The sequence below is a fragment of the Paenibacillus sp. IHB B 3084 genome, assembly GCF_001447315.1.
Lineage (GTDB): Bacteria > Bacillota > Bacilli > Paenibacillales > Paenibacillaceae > Paenibacillus.
Window position 1 is genome coordinate 1,929,764 of record NZ_CP013203.1, and the last position, 15,478, is coordinate 1,945,241.

The window sequence follows — 15,478 nt, forward strand, 5'->3', positions numbered from 1 at the left end:
TTAAACCCCTCTCTTATGCCAACCTGCTCTTGTGCCAACCTGCAGTTAAAACTGGACATTCTGGAGCTTGTTAATCAAATTGATTTTAGGATCACTGGCCACTTTTCTAATTTCCAGTTCAATCCCCTTTTCGTGGAGTTTATGAAATGCCTCTACATCCTGCTTATCTACGGACACCGCTCCGGTAATCTGTGTCTTGCCTTCTTTAAAGCACATTCCACCTACATTTACAGATGTAAACGGTACCCCGCCTTCTACGACCCGCAGTACATCAGTCGGATTGGTAAACAGGAATAAGGTCTTGAAATCGTTATATTTAGGATTGTTGTAAGCTTCAATCGCTTTTGCAATCGTGACGACATAAGCCTTAATTCCCGGCGGCGCCACCTGTAATAATAAGGTTTTGCGCAGCGTATCCGCAGCGACCTCATCGCTGACCGCGATGATTTTGTTACACTTCGTTTCTTTTACCCACACAGTAGCCACCTGACCATGGATCAGACGATCGTCAATACGAACAAATGAAATTTCCATATCTATAATTCCTCCTCTGTTTGTATGTCCCGGATGACACGAAAAGACTTCATCGAATCCTGACCCGCACGGATGGCCAGATCACTCAGATTCTCCACTTCCTCCAGCCCTCTATTTGTCAGCAGGTCTACGATCATTGGCAGGTTTACCCCTGTTACAATGTCCATTTTTTCATAGCCGGCCACAATCCTGCTGGCCGCATTATAGGGGCTGCCACCAAACAAATCGACGAGAAAGATAAGTCCATCCGTCCAATCAATCGTTTCCAATGCCGCTTTGTACTTCTCAACAAGTCCGTTAACGCTTTCACCAGGCTCAAACGTCACGCCCACCACATTTTCCAGATGTCCGAAAATCATTTCCGTGGATCTTAGGATCTCTTTGGAAAGTTTCCCATGTGTGCCAACAATAACACCTATCACTTGTTTCACCCCCTCCTTACATCCTTCGCCTATACTTATATGCAAGTCTCGTGCCAACATTCTGTATGATTCGTTCAATCATCAAAGAAAAGACCAAACCCCTCGGCTGTTCCAGGGATTTGGTCTTTTCTCGCCATATGCTTATTTTCAACATCCGCATTATTGATACACATCTGAAAGCGTTTTATACACTTACGCCATTACTCGGGAATACAGTTATATACTTCGCTTAAGATTTCACAAATATAATATTTTTCATCATTGGTCAGCTTCATGTTCATACTGGAAGCAAATATATTGCAGGAATGGTTCACCGCATCGAGAATTCGTTGATCAAGCAAGGGTACATCCCCCTGATATACTAACCCTTCTCCAATGACCATTCGTTCCATGGCATGAGCCGTATGAACGGCAAGTTGAACTTTCTTTGCATAATGAAAATCGACTTCCAGTTCCTGTTCCAGCTGTTCGATAAATTTCATCAAGATCCCCAAAATTTTGTGGGGATTCAAATAAGTCATAAACTCCTTTAGCGTATCCTCACATAGCTCTCTAACGACTACGCTTTCGTTAGCATGCATAACAGGCAGTTGATTGTTCAGCAACAGTTCTCTTAATGCATGCTCACCGCTTGCCTCGATCAGTTTTTCCAAAGGAATAAACGGTACATTCAGCTCGCTTGGCCGCTTAACTCCAATCACTGCAAGAATCGTATGCTTGGCCCGTAAATCTTTCACCGTTTTATCCAATTCCCTGACTTTTGCCGGTACAACGACGATTTTCTCTTCTGTTAAGTCGTAAACGACCTTCTCCACAAACTCCTTCAGCTTGACTGCGGCGCCTTTGCCGGAAGAACAAACCGTCACGATCACCTTATTACTGACCTTCTCTGCTTTCACTTCGGCATTTCCATTGTTATATCCACGAAAATCCTTCAGGGATTGGTAAATTTCCTCTATATTCATATCAAAAATACTGGCCTTCCGCACGGCCTCCAACGTAAGGGGAGTTGATACCATATCAATGGTCTTCACCTTGATCCCGACGCGTTCCATAATGGTTGCTTCAAGGTTGAGCAGGGAGCCCATATCAACTAGCAGCAATACGCCTCTGCCATTGTCAATGTCCTTTACTTTATCAATAACAACCTCTAGAATTTCCCTGGGACTAACATCCAAAGGCATATCTACTGCACAAATATTTGAGCTTCCCAGCAGGCTATTGACGACGCCGACGATACTGCTCGCCGTACTGTTGCCATGTGCAGCTACGATGATCCCCACATTTCCTTGATGCTCCTCCTCCACCGATTTCAGGAGAATCGCCACATAGGTAGTCTCGGCATCGGGTACGCTGACTTCAAACTTGGACTCGATCAACTCCTTGATAATCAGTGCCAGTCTGTATTCCTCATCCTGATCATTCATCGGGTCATAGATTTGTTTGCTGATGTATTTCTTCTCTCGGATTCGCTTTAAAAAGGCACTCAAATGAAGGCTGAAGGCATAAACAAACCTGTCGCTGTAATTTCTGTTCAGTTCTTTTTGAGCCATCTCCTGCACCTGTTCAGCAAACTCCAGGATATTTCTACCCACGATTTTAAGGATCCGTTCCCGTCCCCCTTTGATGTTATAAAATCGGTTATAGAAGCTTTTGATATGAATATTGACATCTGTAGTAATAAACTTATTGATAAAGCTGTCGTCAAGTCCTTCTTCCTTCAGCATACCTATTTTGTCTTCAATCAATTTGTACAGGTTGAACGGCAGTTCAGAAGCGTCTGCTTCATCCATTCCTTTGCTGCCTTCAGGAGTGATATACAGCGAGGAGTTGACCATTTCCATTTCGGCAATCTCCTTGCGGTTTTTCCCCATATTAAATAGACCTTCCTTGATATTTCCGGGCAAAATTTTAAAATCAAGTTCAATCTCTTCCTTATTTTCATGTATGCTGTTCAAAAATCCTTTGGCACATACAAGCTGAATGTTCGATTTCAACTGGCCGATATTGCCATAGGTTACGCTGCCAATCAGTGCTTTTACAGTTTCCAATTCAACCCTAATGGGCTTGTTAACACGATGGGCCTCGTTTGCGAAGAGATGCTTCAGGATCAAAAACCGCTCTTCAACTGCTCGTTCTTGCAGGGAAGGAATGTTGATCGTAATCGGTATCCGTCTGATAAAGGTTTTAAGCATGGAAGAACTGGGATCTTCTGTCGTAGCGCCGATGAGCAGCACATTCGCATCCCGCTTACGCTCCGACTCGCCCAATTTGTTGTAACTGTTCGTGTCCATGAAATAAAAAATCATTTCTTGGCCTTCTGGAGGCAACCGGTGAATCTCATCCAAAAACAGGATGCCTCCATCCGCTTTCTCGACCAGTCCCTCTTTTTCCCGATCAGCCCCGGTAAACGCCCCTTTCACATGTCCAAAAATATGGGAAAGTAGCAGTTGAGGGTTATTGTAATAATCGGCGCAGTTAAATACGATAAATGGTGCTTGCTCCGAAAACCGCTTCATATATTTTCCATAATTATACATTAATCTGGCAAACATCGTTTTTCCTACGCCAGTCTGCCCCACAATCAGCGTATGCAGACCCTTCGGCGGGTATAATATTGCCGCTTTTCCCTGCTCAACCTGATTTCTCATACTGCCCATGAAACCGATTAAGGCGTGAAACGGATCGACTTGCTCTCCAGGCAGCAATATTTCATTAATGCTGTTTACTTGGATTTGTCTCTCTTTAAGCTGAACCGTAAAAATCTCCTCGATTACCTGCTTGTGCAAAAACTTGACGGGTCTTCCCTTGATTTTAATAATCAAGTCAGCGCGAAGTAGGCTATTAAGCTCCTTGCTTACATTATTTCTTAGCATATTCTGACGATCGGCTATTTCCGCAGCCGTAATTCCATCGCCATCCAGCAAAGCCTCTACCGACAGTTTCTTTGTGCCTTTGGCAATATACTCTAAAATCTCATCAATTCGTTTCACAGTATTCCCCCAGCCTGACGAGTTCTCATTTAATTAGTATATAAAAAAAGAAGTAATCCTCTACAAAAAAAGCAACTGACAAGATAATCAGTAATGTGATACCCTTCATTAGATCTATCCAAAATTCATACTCAACCCACTCAATTCACTTATTTTCCAAAATCAGAGGTTGGCAGTATAATTGCATAAGCTTCAAGAATAAATTGGTATTGAAACCATATTAAAGGCTTTGTTGCTGCCCAGCAAGGAGATGAGATAAAATGATACGATACGGATTACAGCAAGAGCAAGCATTCAGGCTGGCTATGACTCCTGAATTACGACAAGCCATCACGATCCTTCAATATTCTTCAGCCGATCTAATGTCCTATCTTCATGAGCAAGCGAATGAAAATCCAATTATTGATTTGACAGAGATCGACATGTCCATCGAAAGAATGAGTAAAGAGGAAGAATATTCACCACGAAAAAACGATAATCCGGTAGATCTTCTGGATTTTGTCTCTAACCCTGCAGATAATTTATATAGACATCTCAAAGCGCAACTCGGGATGGTCCGCGGGTTATCCAAGCTACAACAGATGATTGCCATGTTTCTTATTGGGAATTTAAATGAAAAAGGCTACCTCGAGTTGGATGTAAGTACAGTTGCTGGAATACTTGACGTCCCCACCGAAGAGGTTGAAAATATACTCGCTCTGATCCAAGGCTTTGAACCGGCAGGAATCGCCGCTCGCAGCCTGGAGGAATGTCTTCTTTTGCAGCTACGGTATGCTGGCAAGGTTGGTGTTTACCTGGAAGAGATCGTGCGACACCATATGGTCAACCTTTCATGTAACCGCATACAAAAAATCGCGGATGCTCTGGCTATCAACATTCGTGAGGTACAGCAAATAACCGACCAAATACGCAAGTTGAATCCTTGTCCAGGAGCGGCATTTGCCCAATATGAACACCAGTATCATATAGCAGATATCTCGGTTGAAAAATCCAAGAACGACTATCTTGTGACAGTTAATGATATCACAGTCCCACGCGTCGGGATTAATCCTTTTTACCAGCGTATGCTCCGGGAGCAGACGATGGGGGAAGAGAAGCAGTTTCTTCATGAGAGGATGAATACGGCATTATGGCTAATTCATAGCCTTGAGCAACGCCGCCTGACCCTGATGCGTGTAGCCCAAGCCATTGTTGATAGACAGTGGGAATTTTTCGAGCATGGCGTTCATTACCTCAAACCGATGACCCAAAAGGAAATTGCTGAAATAACCGGCTTGCACGAATCCACGATCAGCCGGGCGGTCAGTAATAAATACATGCAGACGCCCCGTGGAATGTTCGAGCTCAAATATTTTTTCACCTCCGCCCTAGTTTCGAAAGACGGAGATGCCACTTCATCGGAGAGCGCAAAAATGCGTATTAAGCAGATCATCGACGACGAAGAGAAGCAAAAACCGTTTTCGGATCAGGCAATCACAGAACTGCTGGCAAAGGAAGGGCTGGAGTTGTCACGCAGAACGGTGGCCAAATACCGGGAAGAGCTTGGATATCTTTCTTCTAGCAGGAGAAAAATTTATTAAAGCTTCGGTGACCATATCGGTTATAGCCCTGCCACCTTACTCAGGGGAAAGCCGTTGTGAATATGAAGGAGCGGCAAGATCAAACTCAAAAACTATCCTATTGTCCAAATATCAAAAATACTTTCCCATTGAGTAGGTCTAGGCGGCGATTCGCCGCTCCTTGGCCTTGCCTCGGTCATGGCGGCTCAACAGAAATCCGACCAGAGACGCGGTGGATTGTTGGAAAATCATTCCGAGCACAACAGGCAGCGCTACCGGAGCTGGGAAGTAGGTGATAGCAAGCACGGCTCCTGCGCTGATATTGCGCATGCCGCCGTTAAAGACAAGCGCCGTACGATCGGCATCGTTCCACCCCATCAGCCTGGAGATCAGGTAACCGATCACATATCCAGTGGAAGCAAGGGCGATTATCGATAGGCATACCCCAACAAGCTTTAGATTAAAATCGACCAGATATGGCGCGATTACAGATCCGTTAATCATCACGACAAGAGCCATAGCCAACTTGGAGAACGGGCCCAGCCGAGGTTCCCACACCTGCTTGATCTTCCCTTTGGTCCATTCGTTCAACACCATGCCGATTAGCGAAGGAACGACAATCATCCAGAACAGGCTCTGCATCATTGCCCAAGTATCAAGTTGTACATCCGCTCCCACCAGCAGGGACATAATGCCGGGCACGGCGAATGGGGCTAATATCGTATCGATCAGAATGATGGCTAGCGTCAGGGCCGTATTGCCTTTGTAGATGTTGACCCACACGAAGCTGGAAATGCCCGTAGGGATGGCCGCACCAAGAATAAGCCCGGTAATCGTATAAGGATCGTCGCCGAAAGCGAGATGTCCAAGCATCATCGCGAGCAGCGGCATAGCCAAGTGAAGAATAAACAGACAGGCGATCAGCGGACCGGGATGCTTTATCACATGGACGAAATCTTTGAAACCCATGCTGATACTGCCCGCGAAGGTCATGAATGCAAACAGCCAGGGAGAGAATCCGGTGTATTCCGACAACGGCGTACCGATCAGGACGCCGATTAGAATGCTGATGGGCGTGATCAGCGGCATAGCTGCATTTAGTCTCCGATTCAACGTTCTGAACATACATAACTTCCTTTTTTTACACCATAGTATAGACCTTGCAGCGCCAATTCGTAAACGAAAGAAATCATCATTTATTTAAAAACACACCGTGTTACAGCAGAAGAGACCCACATAGTGTAGATCTCTTCAAAGTTTTTTTGCTATTGATGTGCAATATGACATTGGGTTCCCGGTCTGTCGATCTGTATCGTAATATGCTTGATCTTGTATTGTTCATTGAACAATTTTTGTGCCTGCTCCATCACAACACTACTGTACATTGGATCTTGAATAACAATATGATAGTTCAGCAATAGAACATCTGATGATAACGCCCATACATGAAGATCGACAATTCCATGTGCAGAGCAACTAAAGCTCAACATAAAGCTTGCATCCTGTTTTTTAACATGTTTCATTTAATTAGATAATTATCAAATCGGCTTAGATACATGTTCTTGTCCTTAGCTTGGGACAAGAACTTACATCGTTAGAACAAAAAAGCCACCAAACGCGTTCATATTGGCAAACGCATGGATTCGTTCTGGTTTTACCAAACGTGAAAAACTCAGTATCAACTGTTTCACCGCTTCTTGAGAAGAGAAATAGCTCCCTTTTACATTCGTAGCGAACAGCATGTCAAAATCCGCTTCCGTGATCTCTGCAATGGATTTAGTAATAATGATTCCCGCGTTATTAATAACAATATCAAGCTTGCCGAAAGCTACGAGAGTTACTTGAAATAATTTCTCAAGCTCGCTCAAGCGGCTGACGTCGGCAGGGACAGTAATCGCTTCTCCGCCAGCTTTCTTTATGCTCTACGACATCTGCAGTTTACTCTGCACTGGCGTGAAATTCACAACGACCTTTGCACCATACTGTGTTAAGTCTATAGCTATCCTTTTACCTATTCCTCTTGGAGCGCCAGTAATTTCTAAGCAAATATCACATATGTGATATTTTCATCAAAAATAATACCTTCTTCATGAAGGCGATTTCTAATTGGGATAGCAGATCGCTAGTAATCGCGCAAGCTGGTCAACGCTTATAGAATACATCTGCCGCTATCCCAATGAGTCAGGGGGTGTCCTTTACTGCATCGTTGATGCATTTTTATGATCTAGATACTTCCCCTCTCGAGAAAAACGTTGCAAGTCAATTCCGGACGTCCCAGTTGTCACTAATCTCGTTGTTTCATTCTTTGTCATCTACTATCAATATGACTTTCCCTTGGCTATGCCCCGTCGCAATCTTAGTAATCGCGGCATTCACTTGGTCAAAGGCATACTCGGTATCAATCACCGGTTTAATGGTTGTTTTTTCAAGATACTGTGTGATAGCGGCTAATTGCTCACCATTCGGTTGTACATATAAAAAGTCATTACTTTTCTTTTGCCATTTTTGGCGACCCCATCAAAAGGTGTTCCCAGTAAACTGAAGAGGATTTTCTTTGACGTAGACAATTCTGCGATTTGATTAGCAAAGCGGGCATTGGGACCTGCGTTTAATGACACTAATTTACCACCGGGCTTCAGTATCTTCATTTGTTTGCTAAATTCGCTGGCTCCCCGATTATCAATAACGTAATCATAGTCTGTCAACATGTCAGTATAGTCTTGCGTTGTATAGTCGATAAATTCATCTGCCTCGAGTCTTTGGGACAAGGCACGTGCGGATCCACTACCACTCACGGTAACGAACAGACCTTGTGACTTCGCGTAAGGAACGGCAATCTGACCAAAGCCCTCCGTACCGCCGGGGATAACACTCCTTTCCTTTTGATGACCCAGACTCATATCGTTAAGCTGCTTCGCAACATTTCCTGTGTTAAAGTCGTATTTCTTTTAATTTCCTTGAGAGGAATCATAATAGATCAAGTTGGTCAGCTCCTTTTAGGATGTTTGTTAAAACAGATACCGGAGAACCGAGATCGATTCAACCGTTCAGTGTTTATCGTTTCTCATTCGGATTAATGACCCCTTCTGTCCTGTGAGGATCTAATCACACGGGTCATCATCTTACGCGGCAGCAACCGCGGCATAAACGCAATGAACCTGTTTCGAGCACCAGGCATTATTAACGTCTTGCCACGCAAGAAGCCGCGATATCCTTCTTCAGCCACCTGCCCAGCATCCATGATCGCGCCATTCAGCATCTTCGAGGCCCCCATACCCGAACGATCAACAAAACCGGTTGATGTCAGCCCTGGGCACAGTGCCGTCACAGTAACTCCTGTGCCGCTTACTTCGTTCTCCAAAGCCTCAGTGAACGATAGCACGTACGCCTTCGTCGCGTAATAAACCGACATCATAGGTCCAGGGAAGAAGCCCACCAACGAAGCCACATTCATCACTCCGCCTTGCCCACGTTTGATCATATCCGGCAGGAAAAGCTTCGTCATAACCGTTAGAGCCTTGATATTGATGTCAATCATATTTATTTCTTGCTCCATATCTGTCTCCATAAAAGTCCCAAACAAACCGAAGCCGGCATTGTTGACAAGATAGTCAACGATGATCCCCTTCTCTTTAAGCTCCGTGAAAATTTCCTCCGGAACCCCAGGTGCTGCAACATCCTTGGCAATGACCGTCGCCTGAATGCCATATTTCCTCTCATACTCCTGCGCAAGCTCCAAAATCTTACCCTCACTGCGAGCTACCAGTACAATATCATGTCCCCCCTTGGCAAAACGATCTGCTAACTCTTTACCGATCCCACCGGATACCCCTGTGATAAGAACTGTCTTTCTCATTTTGTAGCCCACCTCTTTTTTATTTTAAAATTTAAACCATTTAATACCGTTTTTTAGCTCGCTGAAATGCACGGTGTAGAAACAAATAGGAGAACGAACATTCTAGTAATATGAAAAAAACTGTCATTTTACTATAAGCTGCATGGATAGATTAGCTATACGGCGAAGTTTTTCTTTTGTAATCGAAGTTTTGGATATCACTCTTAACCCAACCCCCACATTATGCAGATATTCCGCCAATTCCCTTGCGTCGTACTCAGATGTGAATTCACCGTCTTGCTGCCCCCACAGAATAATGTCCTTGAATAGTTGCTCTGCAGTCGAAAACACTTCAATTGATTTGTTATTAATATCGGCATCACGCGCCGCCAATTCCACCGTCGAATTCACCATTAAGCAGCCAAAAGCTGGATTCTCTTCTCCGCAGATCAAGAAGCCAACAATAAACTGAAGTGCTTCCGTTGCAGTTTTGGAGCTTTTTACCCCTGCTGCAAGTGCGGTGCTAATTTTATTATCATAAAGCTCTACTGCCTTTAGAAACAGCGTATGTTTGTCGCCAAATGTGTCATACAAGCTTCTGCGATGGATTCCCATATGCTCGACCAGATCGGTCATGGATGTCTTCTCGTAGCCCTGTTCCCAAAAAAGTCTCATCGCTTTATCTAATACAACGGACTCTTCGAACTCTTTGCTTCTGGCCATTTGAATTCCCTCCTGTCAAGAAAAAAGATCATTGAATAAAATGATGATCTCGTAGTCCCCCTTACTTCGTTTTACAGTATACTTTGTTTATTCTCAGAACACGCGAGCAACACCACTTAAGTTGCTTGTAGTTTAGAAGGTCACAATCACTTTGCCCTGGGAGTGGCCCGTCGACACTTTAATCAACGCCTTATTAATGTCATCAAACGTATAAGTTAAATCTATAGAAGGCTTGATATTTTCTTTTTCAACAAGTTTAGTGATTTCTTGTAATTGACTTCCATTGGCTTGCACAAATAAAAAACGATATTCATTTTGATGTTTACGCGCTAAAGAATCTAAGCGAGCACCCACTAGACCAAACAATGCTTTTTTCCACATCGGAAAATGATTGTCAACCGCAAAGCGATAATTAGGTCCGGCTTTCAATGATACCAATTTGCCTTGTGGTTTTAAAATGCCCAGTTCAGCTTTGATCTCTTTGGTACCCAAGGTGTCGATCACATAATCGATATCGGACAGTATGTCAGCATAGTTCTTTGCCTTATAATTTATGAATTGGTCAGCCCCGATCGACAGTGTACGTGATCTGCCTCTTTCACTGCCACTTGTAATAACATATAATCCCATTGATTTGGCAATGGGGATTGCCATAGCGCCGAAGCCTCCGGTTCCTCCAGGAATGAATAGCTTTTTATTCGGCTGGGCATCGAGTACTTCGTGTAACGCTTGATAAGCAGTCAAGGCAGTAAGGGGTACCGCAGCAGCTTCAATGAAAGATAGATTTTCAGGCATGATGGATAAAGCATCTTCATTCACGGCCGCATATTCAGCAAAAGCACCGATTTTAGCAAATGGCAACCTCGTATACACAGGGTCACCAACCTTAAAATTCAAAACATCATCACCAACGGCTTCAATAACGCCAGATAGTTCATTTCCTAAAGTTAATGGCAACTCATAGTCGGCAATCAACCGAACGCTGCCATTCAAATTAAGAATGTCCAGTGGATTTACACCTGCAGCTTTTACTTTGACAAGTACCTCGTGGCTATTGATCTGTGGTATGTTAATATCATTTAATTCCACTTGGATTTTTTTTGAATATTTCTGTATTTGTGCTGCTCTCATGTTTCATCCTCTTCCTTTGCTAATTTTGGGGTAGCACACCATGAACGCAATCGAGTTTTTAGGTTGACCCGCTCGCTATACCATTTTTTATCAAATACGTTTTTTTGAAAACATCGAACATCCTTAGACTAAAAACATGGCGCACAATTTTCAGTTGTACGCCATGTTTCACCCTTTATGCTATTGTAGCCCCTCTTGCGATTCTAATTCTTCCATCGTAGGATAATCCGTGTAACCTTTACTTCCCAGACCAAAGAATGTTGTCGGATCTGCTTCATTCAATGGCGCACCTTTTTGAAGTCGTTCCACTAAATCCGGATTGGCTAATGACCATACGCCAACAGGCACCAGATCAGCAAGGCCACTATCTATATCCACGCTAAGATCCTCCAGAGCTCGTCCAGCACGATTGACTAACAAAGGATTCGTCCAGATTGAACGAATGTCTTGGAGCAGTTTTTCGTTTCCAAGATGCATGACATGAAGGTAAGCTAAATCCAATTGAGCTAATTCTTTTACAAGATAACGATAAAGTTCAGGACCTTGTTCACCATCTTGAATCCCACCAAGAGGTGTCCCTGGCGAGATACGGAAGCCTGTTCTTTCTGCTCCAATTTCTTCGACAATGGCTTTCGTTACTTCAATCGCGAAGCGAGCACGATTTTCTATAGATCCCCCATATTCATCCGTCCGTGTATTCGAATTTTCTCCGATAAATTGATTAATCAGATAGCCATTGGCTCCATGGATTTCAACGCCATCTGCACCTGCTTTAATAGCCGCAGCTGCTGCTTTTCGGAAATCTGCAATAGTCGTTTGAATATCCTCTTTACTTAACTCACGCGGAACGGGGATGTCCTGCATACCTTTAGCAGTAAACATTTCTACACCTGGCGCGATTGCAGATGGCGCAACAGGTTGACGATGATGTGGTGTATTGTCTGGGTGCGACATGCGACCAGCATGCATTAATTGGATATACATATATCCACCTGCTTCATGCACTGCATCTGTAACCTTTTTCCATCCTTCAATATGCTTATCCGTATAGATCCCAGGTGACCATAAGTACCCTTGACCATCATCAGAAGGTTGTGTACCTTCCGTAATAACGAGTCCCATTGACGCTCGTTGAGCATAATAAAGGGAAGTTAGCTCTCCCGGTGTACCATCTTCTTGCGATCTACTACGTGTCATTGGTGCCATTGCTAAACGATGTGGTAACTCCATTTCTCCAATTTTCGTTTTACTCCACAACTTTTCCATTCTGATACTCTCCTCTTCAAATGAAATTATACGGATATATTAATTCGATTTAAAATTCTGAAATTATTGGATATATTTCGCCTCTCAGATTGAAATCATAGTTCTGGTCTACAATCCCTACCACCTCGTTGCTATCATAAAGATCTACCATGAAGCCCGCCATTTGTTTGGCAGTGTGGTACTTAGGCATGTTTGCTTTGTAATCAAATTCTTCAGCATCTATTGATTTCTTCACGAATTCCGTTTCCGTTATAGCTGGTGCTAAAACTTTTGCCTTTAGTTTTGCCCCTTTCAGTTCTAGTTCTTTTGCAAGCCCTTCTGTGAAGGCACTAACGTAGTATTTAGATGCAGAATAAGCAACGCTCCCAACAGCAATGGCATATCCGAGTGCGGATGATACGTTAATTAACTGAGTTCCTTCTACATCAGCATAATCTCGCACAAATAGTGTAGAAAGGATCGTCAAGGATTCGATATTAACACGTAACATGGTTTCAACTTTATCTAAATTCTGTTTTGCTACAAATGAAGCTTCACCAAGCCCCGCATTGTTAATCCAGGTCTCAATTTGGTATTCCTTTAAATTGTTATACAGTGTGTAGGCCTGATCTGTAACAGACAGATCACTTGTACGAACAATAACATTTACATTAGGATCAATTTCCTGAATTGTTGATTTAAGCTCTTCTAACTTATCTAATCTTCTAGCTACCAAAATTAAGTTTTTGCCACGTGCAGCAAACGCCAATGCCGTCTCATATCCAATTCCTGAACTTGCTCCTGTGATAACTGTGTACTTCATAATATTCTCTCCTTCATAAAATGCAGATTATTGTACATGAATTTCAAAAACAAATTTAGAACAATCATTCTTATTTGGGTAAAAAAAAGTTAGATCTAACTTGCTTTAAGTATATCTATTTTAGAACGAACAGTAAAGAATTATTTTCGCGGCTAAGAATTTTAATTTTGAGACCGAATTTCTTGTCTTGTTTGGGGCATAAGATACAAGTTCTTTCCTCCGCTAGAGGGACAAGAACTTGTATCGCGAAAACAGCCATTTAGGTGACTCCTTTTGCCCGATAAGTTGTAATTACACTTTTAATCTAATCCGGACAGTGTCATATCAATAATATCCTTTAATTTTTGTTGATCCGTTGTTGTCTTAACCAACGTCCGTAGCCCCAACCAGGCATTCATTAAATAATGGGAAATAACTCTAGGTTCAAAGTTAGCCTTGATCTCACCCGTTTGCTGACCCTCCAGAATAAGGGTAGTCAATAATTCCTCAGTTTGGGTATAACTCTTCTGTACCAGGGATGCAACTTCTGGATCCAACACGCCCAGTTCCACGCCTGAATTCACGAGGAAACATCCTAGAGGTTCTCCTTCATTTCTTAATGTCGACTCAAACATTTCTCGAATTAAGTCCTTGACCGGTTTTTGTTTTTCAACCAGAAATTTCATTTTGCTGGTCTGCTTAGTTTCATATCGTTCGAGTGCCTTCATAAATAAGGCATGCTTATCACCAAAAGTATCATAGATACTTCTTCGGTGAATGCCCATAAAATCAACCAATTCTTGCATTGAAGTTTTCTCATATCCTTGTGCCCAGAACAGGCGTATTGCTTTATCTAATACTTCATTAACTTCAAATTCCTTGGATCTTGCCATTGTAATCACCTCGAATAATCGTTATACATTGAAGTGAACGATCGGCAAACTGGAAAGAAGAACGTGAATAAAATCAAACGATAAGTCGCTTGATTTTATTCTTGGTGTATGGAATACAGGTATGATGCCTATCTTATATATTTAACGCAGGATTCTTCGTTTGTCTGCTTGTAACCAATCGGGTGTCCAACCTTTTTCCAACGCATCCAGGGTTACTCCTGGTGGAACAATGGCATCTATCGCATCCAGTATATCGCTGCTTAATCGGATGTCACTACCCTTTAACGTTTCCCGGAGTTGTTCAATTGTTCTTGCCCCAACAATGGCAGAAGTAATGGACGAATGAGCTTGTGTGAATGCCATGGCAAGATGAGGTAATGTTAATCCTGCTTCATCTGCAAGGATTTGGAGTTTGGCGATGGCTTCAAACTTGGTGCGGTTTTCTTCTCGACTAGGGTCAACAACAGATTTTAAGCGTCCAGCGAAGGTGGCTGCTCTTGAATCCGGGGCGACAGCTTCTCCTGAACGGTATTTTCCCGTTAATAAGCCACCCGAAAGTGGGCTCCAAACCAAAACACCCATTCCATATTTTGCTGTGGCAGCAAGCAGATCGAATTCGATACTTCGGTTTAAAATGGAATACGGGGCTTGCTCAGAGACAAAACGTGCTACATTTTTGCGTTCGCTAGTCCATTGAGCTTCGGTCACTTGCCATGCCTGAAAATTGGATGTACCAATATAGCGAATCTTCCCTTCACGAACCAGGTCCGTAAGTGCGTCAAGACTCTCTTCAATATCGGTATGGAGATCCGGCTGATGTAGTTGATACAAATCGATATGATCCGTTTGCAGCCTTCTCAAACTATCCTCTACTGCACGCTTAATCCAATATTTCGAGTTACCGGATTGATTAAGTCCACTACCCATGGGCATTCCGCCTTTCGTGGCCAGAATAACATCCTGTCTGCGTTCTTTTAGAATGTGACCCAGAATTTCTTCGGATTGACCACTTGAATAGACATCCGCAGTATCGATCAGGTTAATTCCTCCAGCCAAAGCTTCATCCAACATGACTGCAGCTTCTTTCTCCGTGTTGTTCCCCCAAAAACCAAATGTACCTGTACCTAATACAAAACTGCTTACTTTAAGGCCTGTATTTCCTAATACACGATATTCCATGTTCAATCCATCCCTTCTCCATCTGTTATAATAAGAATGATCATTCTAATAAACGTATAAGAACTCCAAGGCAAGATCATATACCACTTCTCATAACTCTTGGCTTCTTACCCGTTTATTCCTCCTACGACAACAATATAACATATTGAGAACGACCGGTAA

The 15,478-nt window shown here is 43.1% G+C and carries 16 protein-coding genes; 1 reads left to right on the plus strand and 15 read right to left on the minus strand.

Annotation, left to right across the window (positions count from 1 at the left end; all coding sequences use genetic code 11):
- Positions 1-45: 45 nt before the first annotated feature.
- The 3 genes from ASL14_RS09035 to ASL14_RS09045 form a co-directional block, all read right to left on the minus strand.
- Positions 46-534: a mannose/fructose/sorbose PTS transporter subunit IIB gene (locus ASL14_RS09035; RefSeq protein ID WP_025682751.1), complete on the minus strand. Its 489-nt coding sequence runs from the start codon at positions 532-534 to the stop codon at positions 46-48.
- A gap of 2 nt (positions 535-536) precedes the next feature.
- Positions 537-965: a PTS sugar transporter subunit IIA gene (locus tag ASL14_RS09040; RefSeq protein WP_223264266.1), complete on the minus strand. Its 429-nt coding sequence runs from the start codon at positions 963-965 to the stop codon at positions 537-539.
- 191 nt (positions 966-1,156) lie between these two features.
- Entirely contained in the window at positions 1,157-3,949 is a 2,793-nt protein-coding gene (locus tag ASL14_RS09045) for a sigma-54-dependent transcriptional regulator (RefSeq protein ID WP_134911321.1), read from the minus strand.
- A 260-nt stretch (positions 3,950-4,209) separates the two neighbouring features.
- On the opposite strand from ASL14_RS09045, the gene rpoN reads away from it, so the two are divergent.
- On the plus strand, positions 4,210-5,529 hold the full coding sequence (gene rpoN / locus ASL14_RS09050; protein ID WP_189338245.1) for an RNA polymerase factor sigma-54: 1,320 nt from the start codon (positions 4,210-4,212) through the stop codon (positions 5,527-5,529).
- Between the two features lie 138 nt (positions 5,530-5,667).
- Here the strand turns inward: rpoN and ASL14_RS09055 are convergent, their stop codons facing one another.
- From ASL14_RS09055 to ASL14_RS09110, 12 genes are all read right to left on the minus strand, one after another.
- Positions 5,668-6,453 carry a bile acid:sodium symporter family protein gene (locus ASL14_RS09055; protein WP_237171624.1) on the minus strand — a complete coding sequence of 262 codons (786 nt, stop codon included), beginning with the start codon at positions 6,451-6,453 and terminating at the stop codon, positions 5,668-5,670.
- Between the two features lie 320 nt (positions 6,454-6,773).
- Positions 6,774-6,998, minus strand: a complete 225-nt coding sequence (locus ASL14_RS09060; RefSeq protein WP_223264267.1) for a cation transporter dimerization domain-containing protein — start codon at positions 6,996-6,998, stop codon at positions 6,774-6,776.
- 96 nt (positions 6,999-7,094) lie between these two features.
- Positions 7,095-7,427 carry an SDR family NAD(P)-dependent oxidoreductase gene (locus tag ASL14_RS09065; RefSeq protein ID WP_134911323.1) on the minus strand — a complete coding sequence of 111 codons (333 nt, stop codon included), beginning with the start codon at positions 7,425-7,427 and terminating at the stop codon, positions 7,095-7,097.
- A 379-nt stretch (positions 7,428-7,806) separates the two neighbouring features.
- Positions 7,807-7,950, minus strand: a complete 144-nt coding sequence (locus ASL14_RS29525; protein ID WP_134914488.1) for a zinc-binding dehydrogenase — start codon at positions 7,948-7,950, stop codon at positions 7,807-7,809.
- A gap of 5 nt (positions 7,951-7,955) precedes the next feature.
- Positions 7,956-8,408, minus strand: a complete 453-nt coding sequence (locus ASL14_RS09075; RefSeq protein ID WP_134911324.1) for a zinc-binding dehydrogenase — start codon at positions 8,406-8,408, stop codon at positions 7,956-7,958.
- A 173-nt stretch (positions 8,409-8,581) separates the two neighbouring features.
- Complete coding sequence (locus ASL14_RS09080; RefSeq protein ID WP_134911325.1) at positions 8,582-9,364, minus strand: SDR family NAD(P)-dependent oxidoreductase; 783 nt, start codon at positions 9,362-9,364, stop codon at positions 8,582-8,584.
- Positions 9,365-9,487: 123 nt separating this feature from the next.
- Positions 9,488-10,066, minus strand: coding sequence for a TetR/AcrR family transcriptional regulator (locus ASL14_RS09085; RefSeq protein ID WP_134911326.1), 579 nt, complete (start codon positions 10,064-10,066; stop codon positions 9,488-9,490).
- A 132-nt stretch (positions 10,067-10,198) separates the two neighbouring features.
- The gene (locus ASL14_RS09090) at positions 10,199-11,197 is read right to left on the minus strand and encodes an NADP-dependent oxidoreductase (protein WP_134911327.1); all 999 of its coding nucleotides are present in this window, start codon (positions 11,195-11,197) and stop codon (positions 10,199-10,201) included.
- A 180-nt stretch (positions 11,198-11,377) separates the two neighbouring features.
- Entirely contained in the window at positions 11,378-12,463 is a 1,086-nt protein-coding gene (locus tag ASL14_RS09095; protein WP_134911328.1) for an alkene reductase, read from the minus strand.
- A gap of 49 nt (positions 12,464-12,512) precedes the next feature.
- Positions 12,513-13,265, minus strand: a complete 753-nt coding sequence (locus ASL14_RS09100) for an SDR family NAD(P)-dependent oxidoreductase (RefSeq protein ID WP_134911329.1) — start codon at positions 13,263-13,265, stop codon at positions 12,513-12,515.
- 299 nt (positions 13,266-13,564) lie between these two features.
- On the minus strand, positions 13,565-14,137 hold the full coding sequence (locus ASL14_RS09105) for a TetR/AcrR family transcriptional regulator (RefSeq protein ID WP_134911330.1): 573 nt from the start codon (positions 14,135-14,137) through the stop codon (positions 13,565-13,567).
- 141 nt (positions 14,138-14,278) lie between these two features.
- Positions 14,279-15,316 carry an aldo/keto reductase gene (locus ASL14_RS09110; RefSeq protein ID WP_134911331.1) on the minus strand — a complete coding sequence of 346 codons (1,038 nt, stop codon included), beginning with the start codon at positions 15,314-15,316 and terminating at the stop codon, positions 14,279-14,281.
- Between the last annotated feature and the right edge of the window lie 162 nt (positions 15,317-15,478).

What these genes read in the sequence shown, in the direction of transcription:
- ASL14_RS09060 (WP_223264267.1), bottom strand. Translation starts at nt 6,998, where the DNA reads ATGTTGAGCTTTAGTTGCTCTGCACATGGAATTGTCGATCTTCATGTA.
- ASL14_RS09085 (WP_134911326.1), bottom strand. Translation starts at nt 10,066, where the DNA reads ATGGCCAGAAGCAAAGAGTTCGAAGAGTCCGTTGTATTAGATAAAGCG.
- rpoN (WP_189338245.1), top strand. Translation starts at nt 4,210, where the DNA reads ATGATACGATACGGATTACAGCAAGAGCAAGCATTCAGGCTGGCTATG.
- ASL14_RS09105 (WP_134911330.1), bottom strand. Translation starts at nt 14,137, where the DNA reads ATGGCAAGATCCAAGGAATTTGAAGTTAATGAAGTATTAGATAAAGCA.
- ASL14_RS09100 (WP_134911329.1), bottom strand. Translation starts at nt 13,265, where the DNA reads ATGAAGTACACAGTTATCACAGGAGCAAGTTCAGGAATTGGATATGAG.
- ASL14_RS09075 (WP_134911324.1), bottom strand. Translation starts at nt 8,408, where the DNA reads ATGAGTCTGGGTCATCAAAAGGAAAGGAGTGTTATCCCCGGCGGTACG.
- ASL14_RS09080 (WP_134911325.1), bottom strand. Translation starts at nt 9,364, where the DNA reads ATGAGAAAGACAGTTCTTATCACAGGGGTATCCGGTGGGATCGGTAAA.
- ASL14_RS09110 (WP_134911331.1), bottom strand. Translation starts at nt 15,316, where the DNA reads ATGGAATATCGTGTATTAGGAAATACAGGCCTTAAAGTAAGCAGTTTT.
- ASL14_RS09090 (WP_134911327.1), bottom strand. Translation starts at nt 11,197, where the DNA reads ATGAGAGCAGCACAAATACAGAAATATTCAAAAAAAATCCAAGTGGAA.
- ASL14_RS09035 (WP_025682751.1), bottom strand. Translation starts at nt 534, where the DNA reads ATGGAAATTTCATTTGTTCGTATTGACGATCGTCTGATCCATGGTCAG.
- ASL14_RS09095 (WP_134911328.1), bottom strand. Translation starts at nt 12,463, where the DNA reads ATGGAAAAGTTGTGGAGTAAAACGAAAATTGGAGAAATGGAGTTACCA.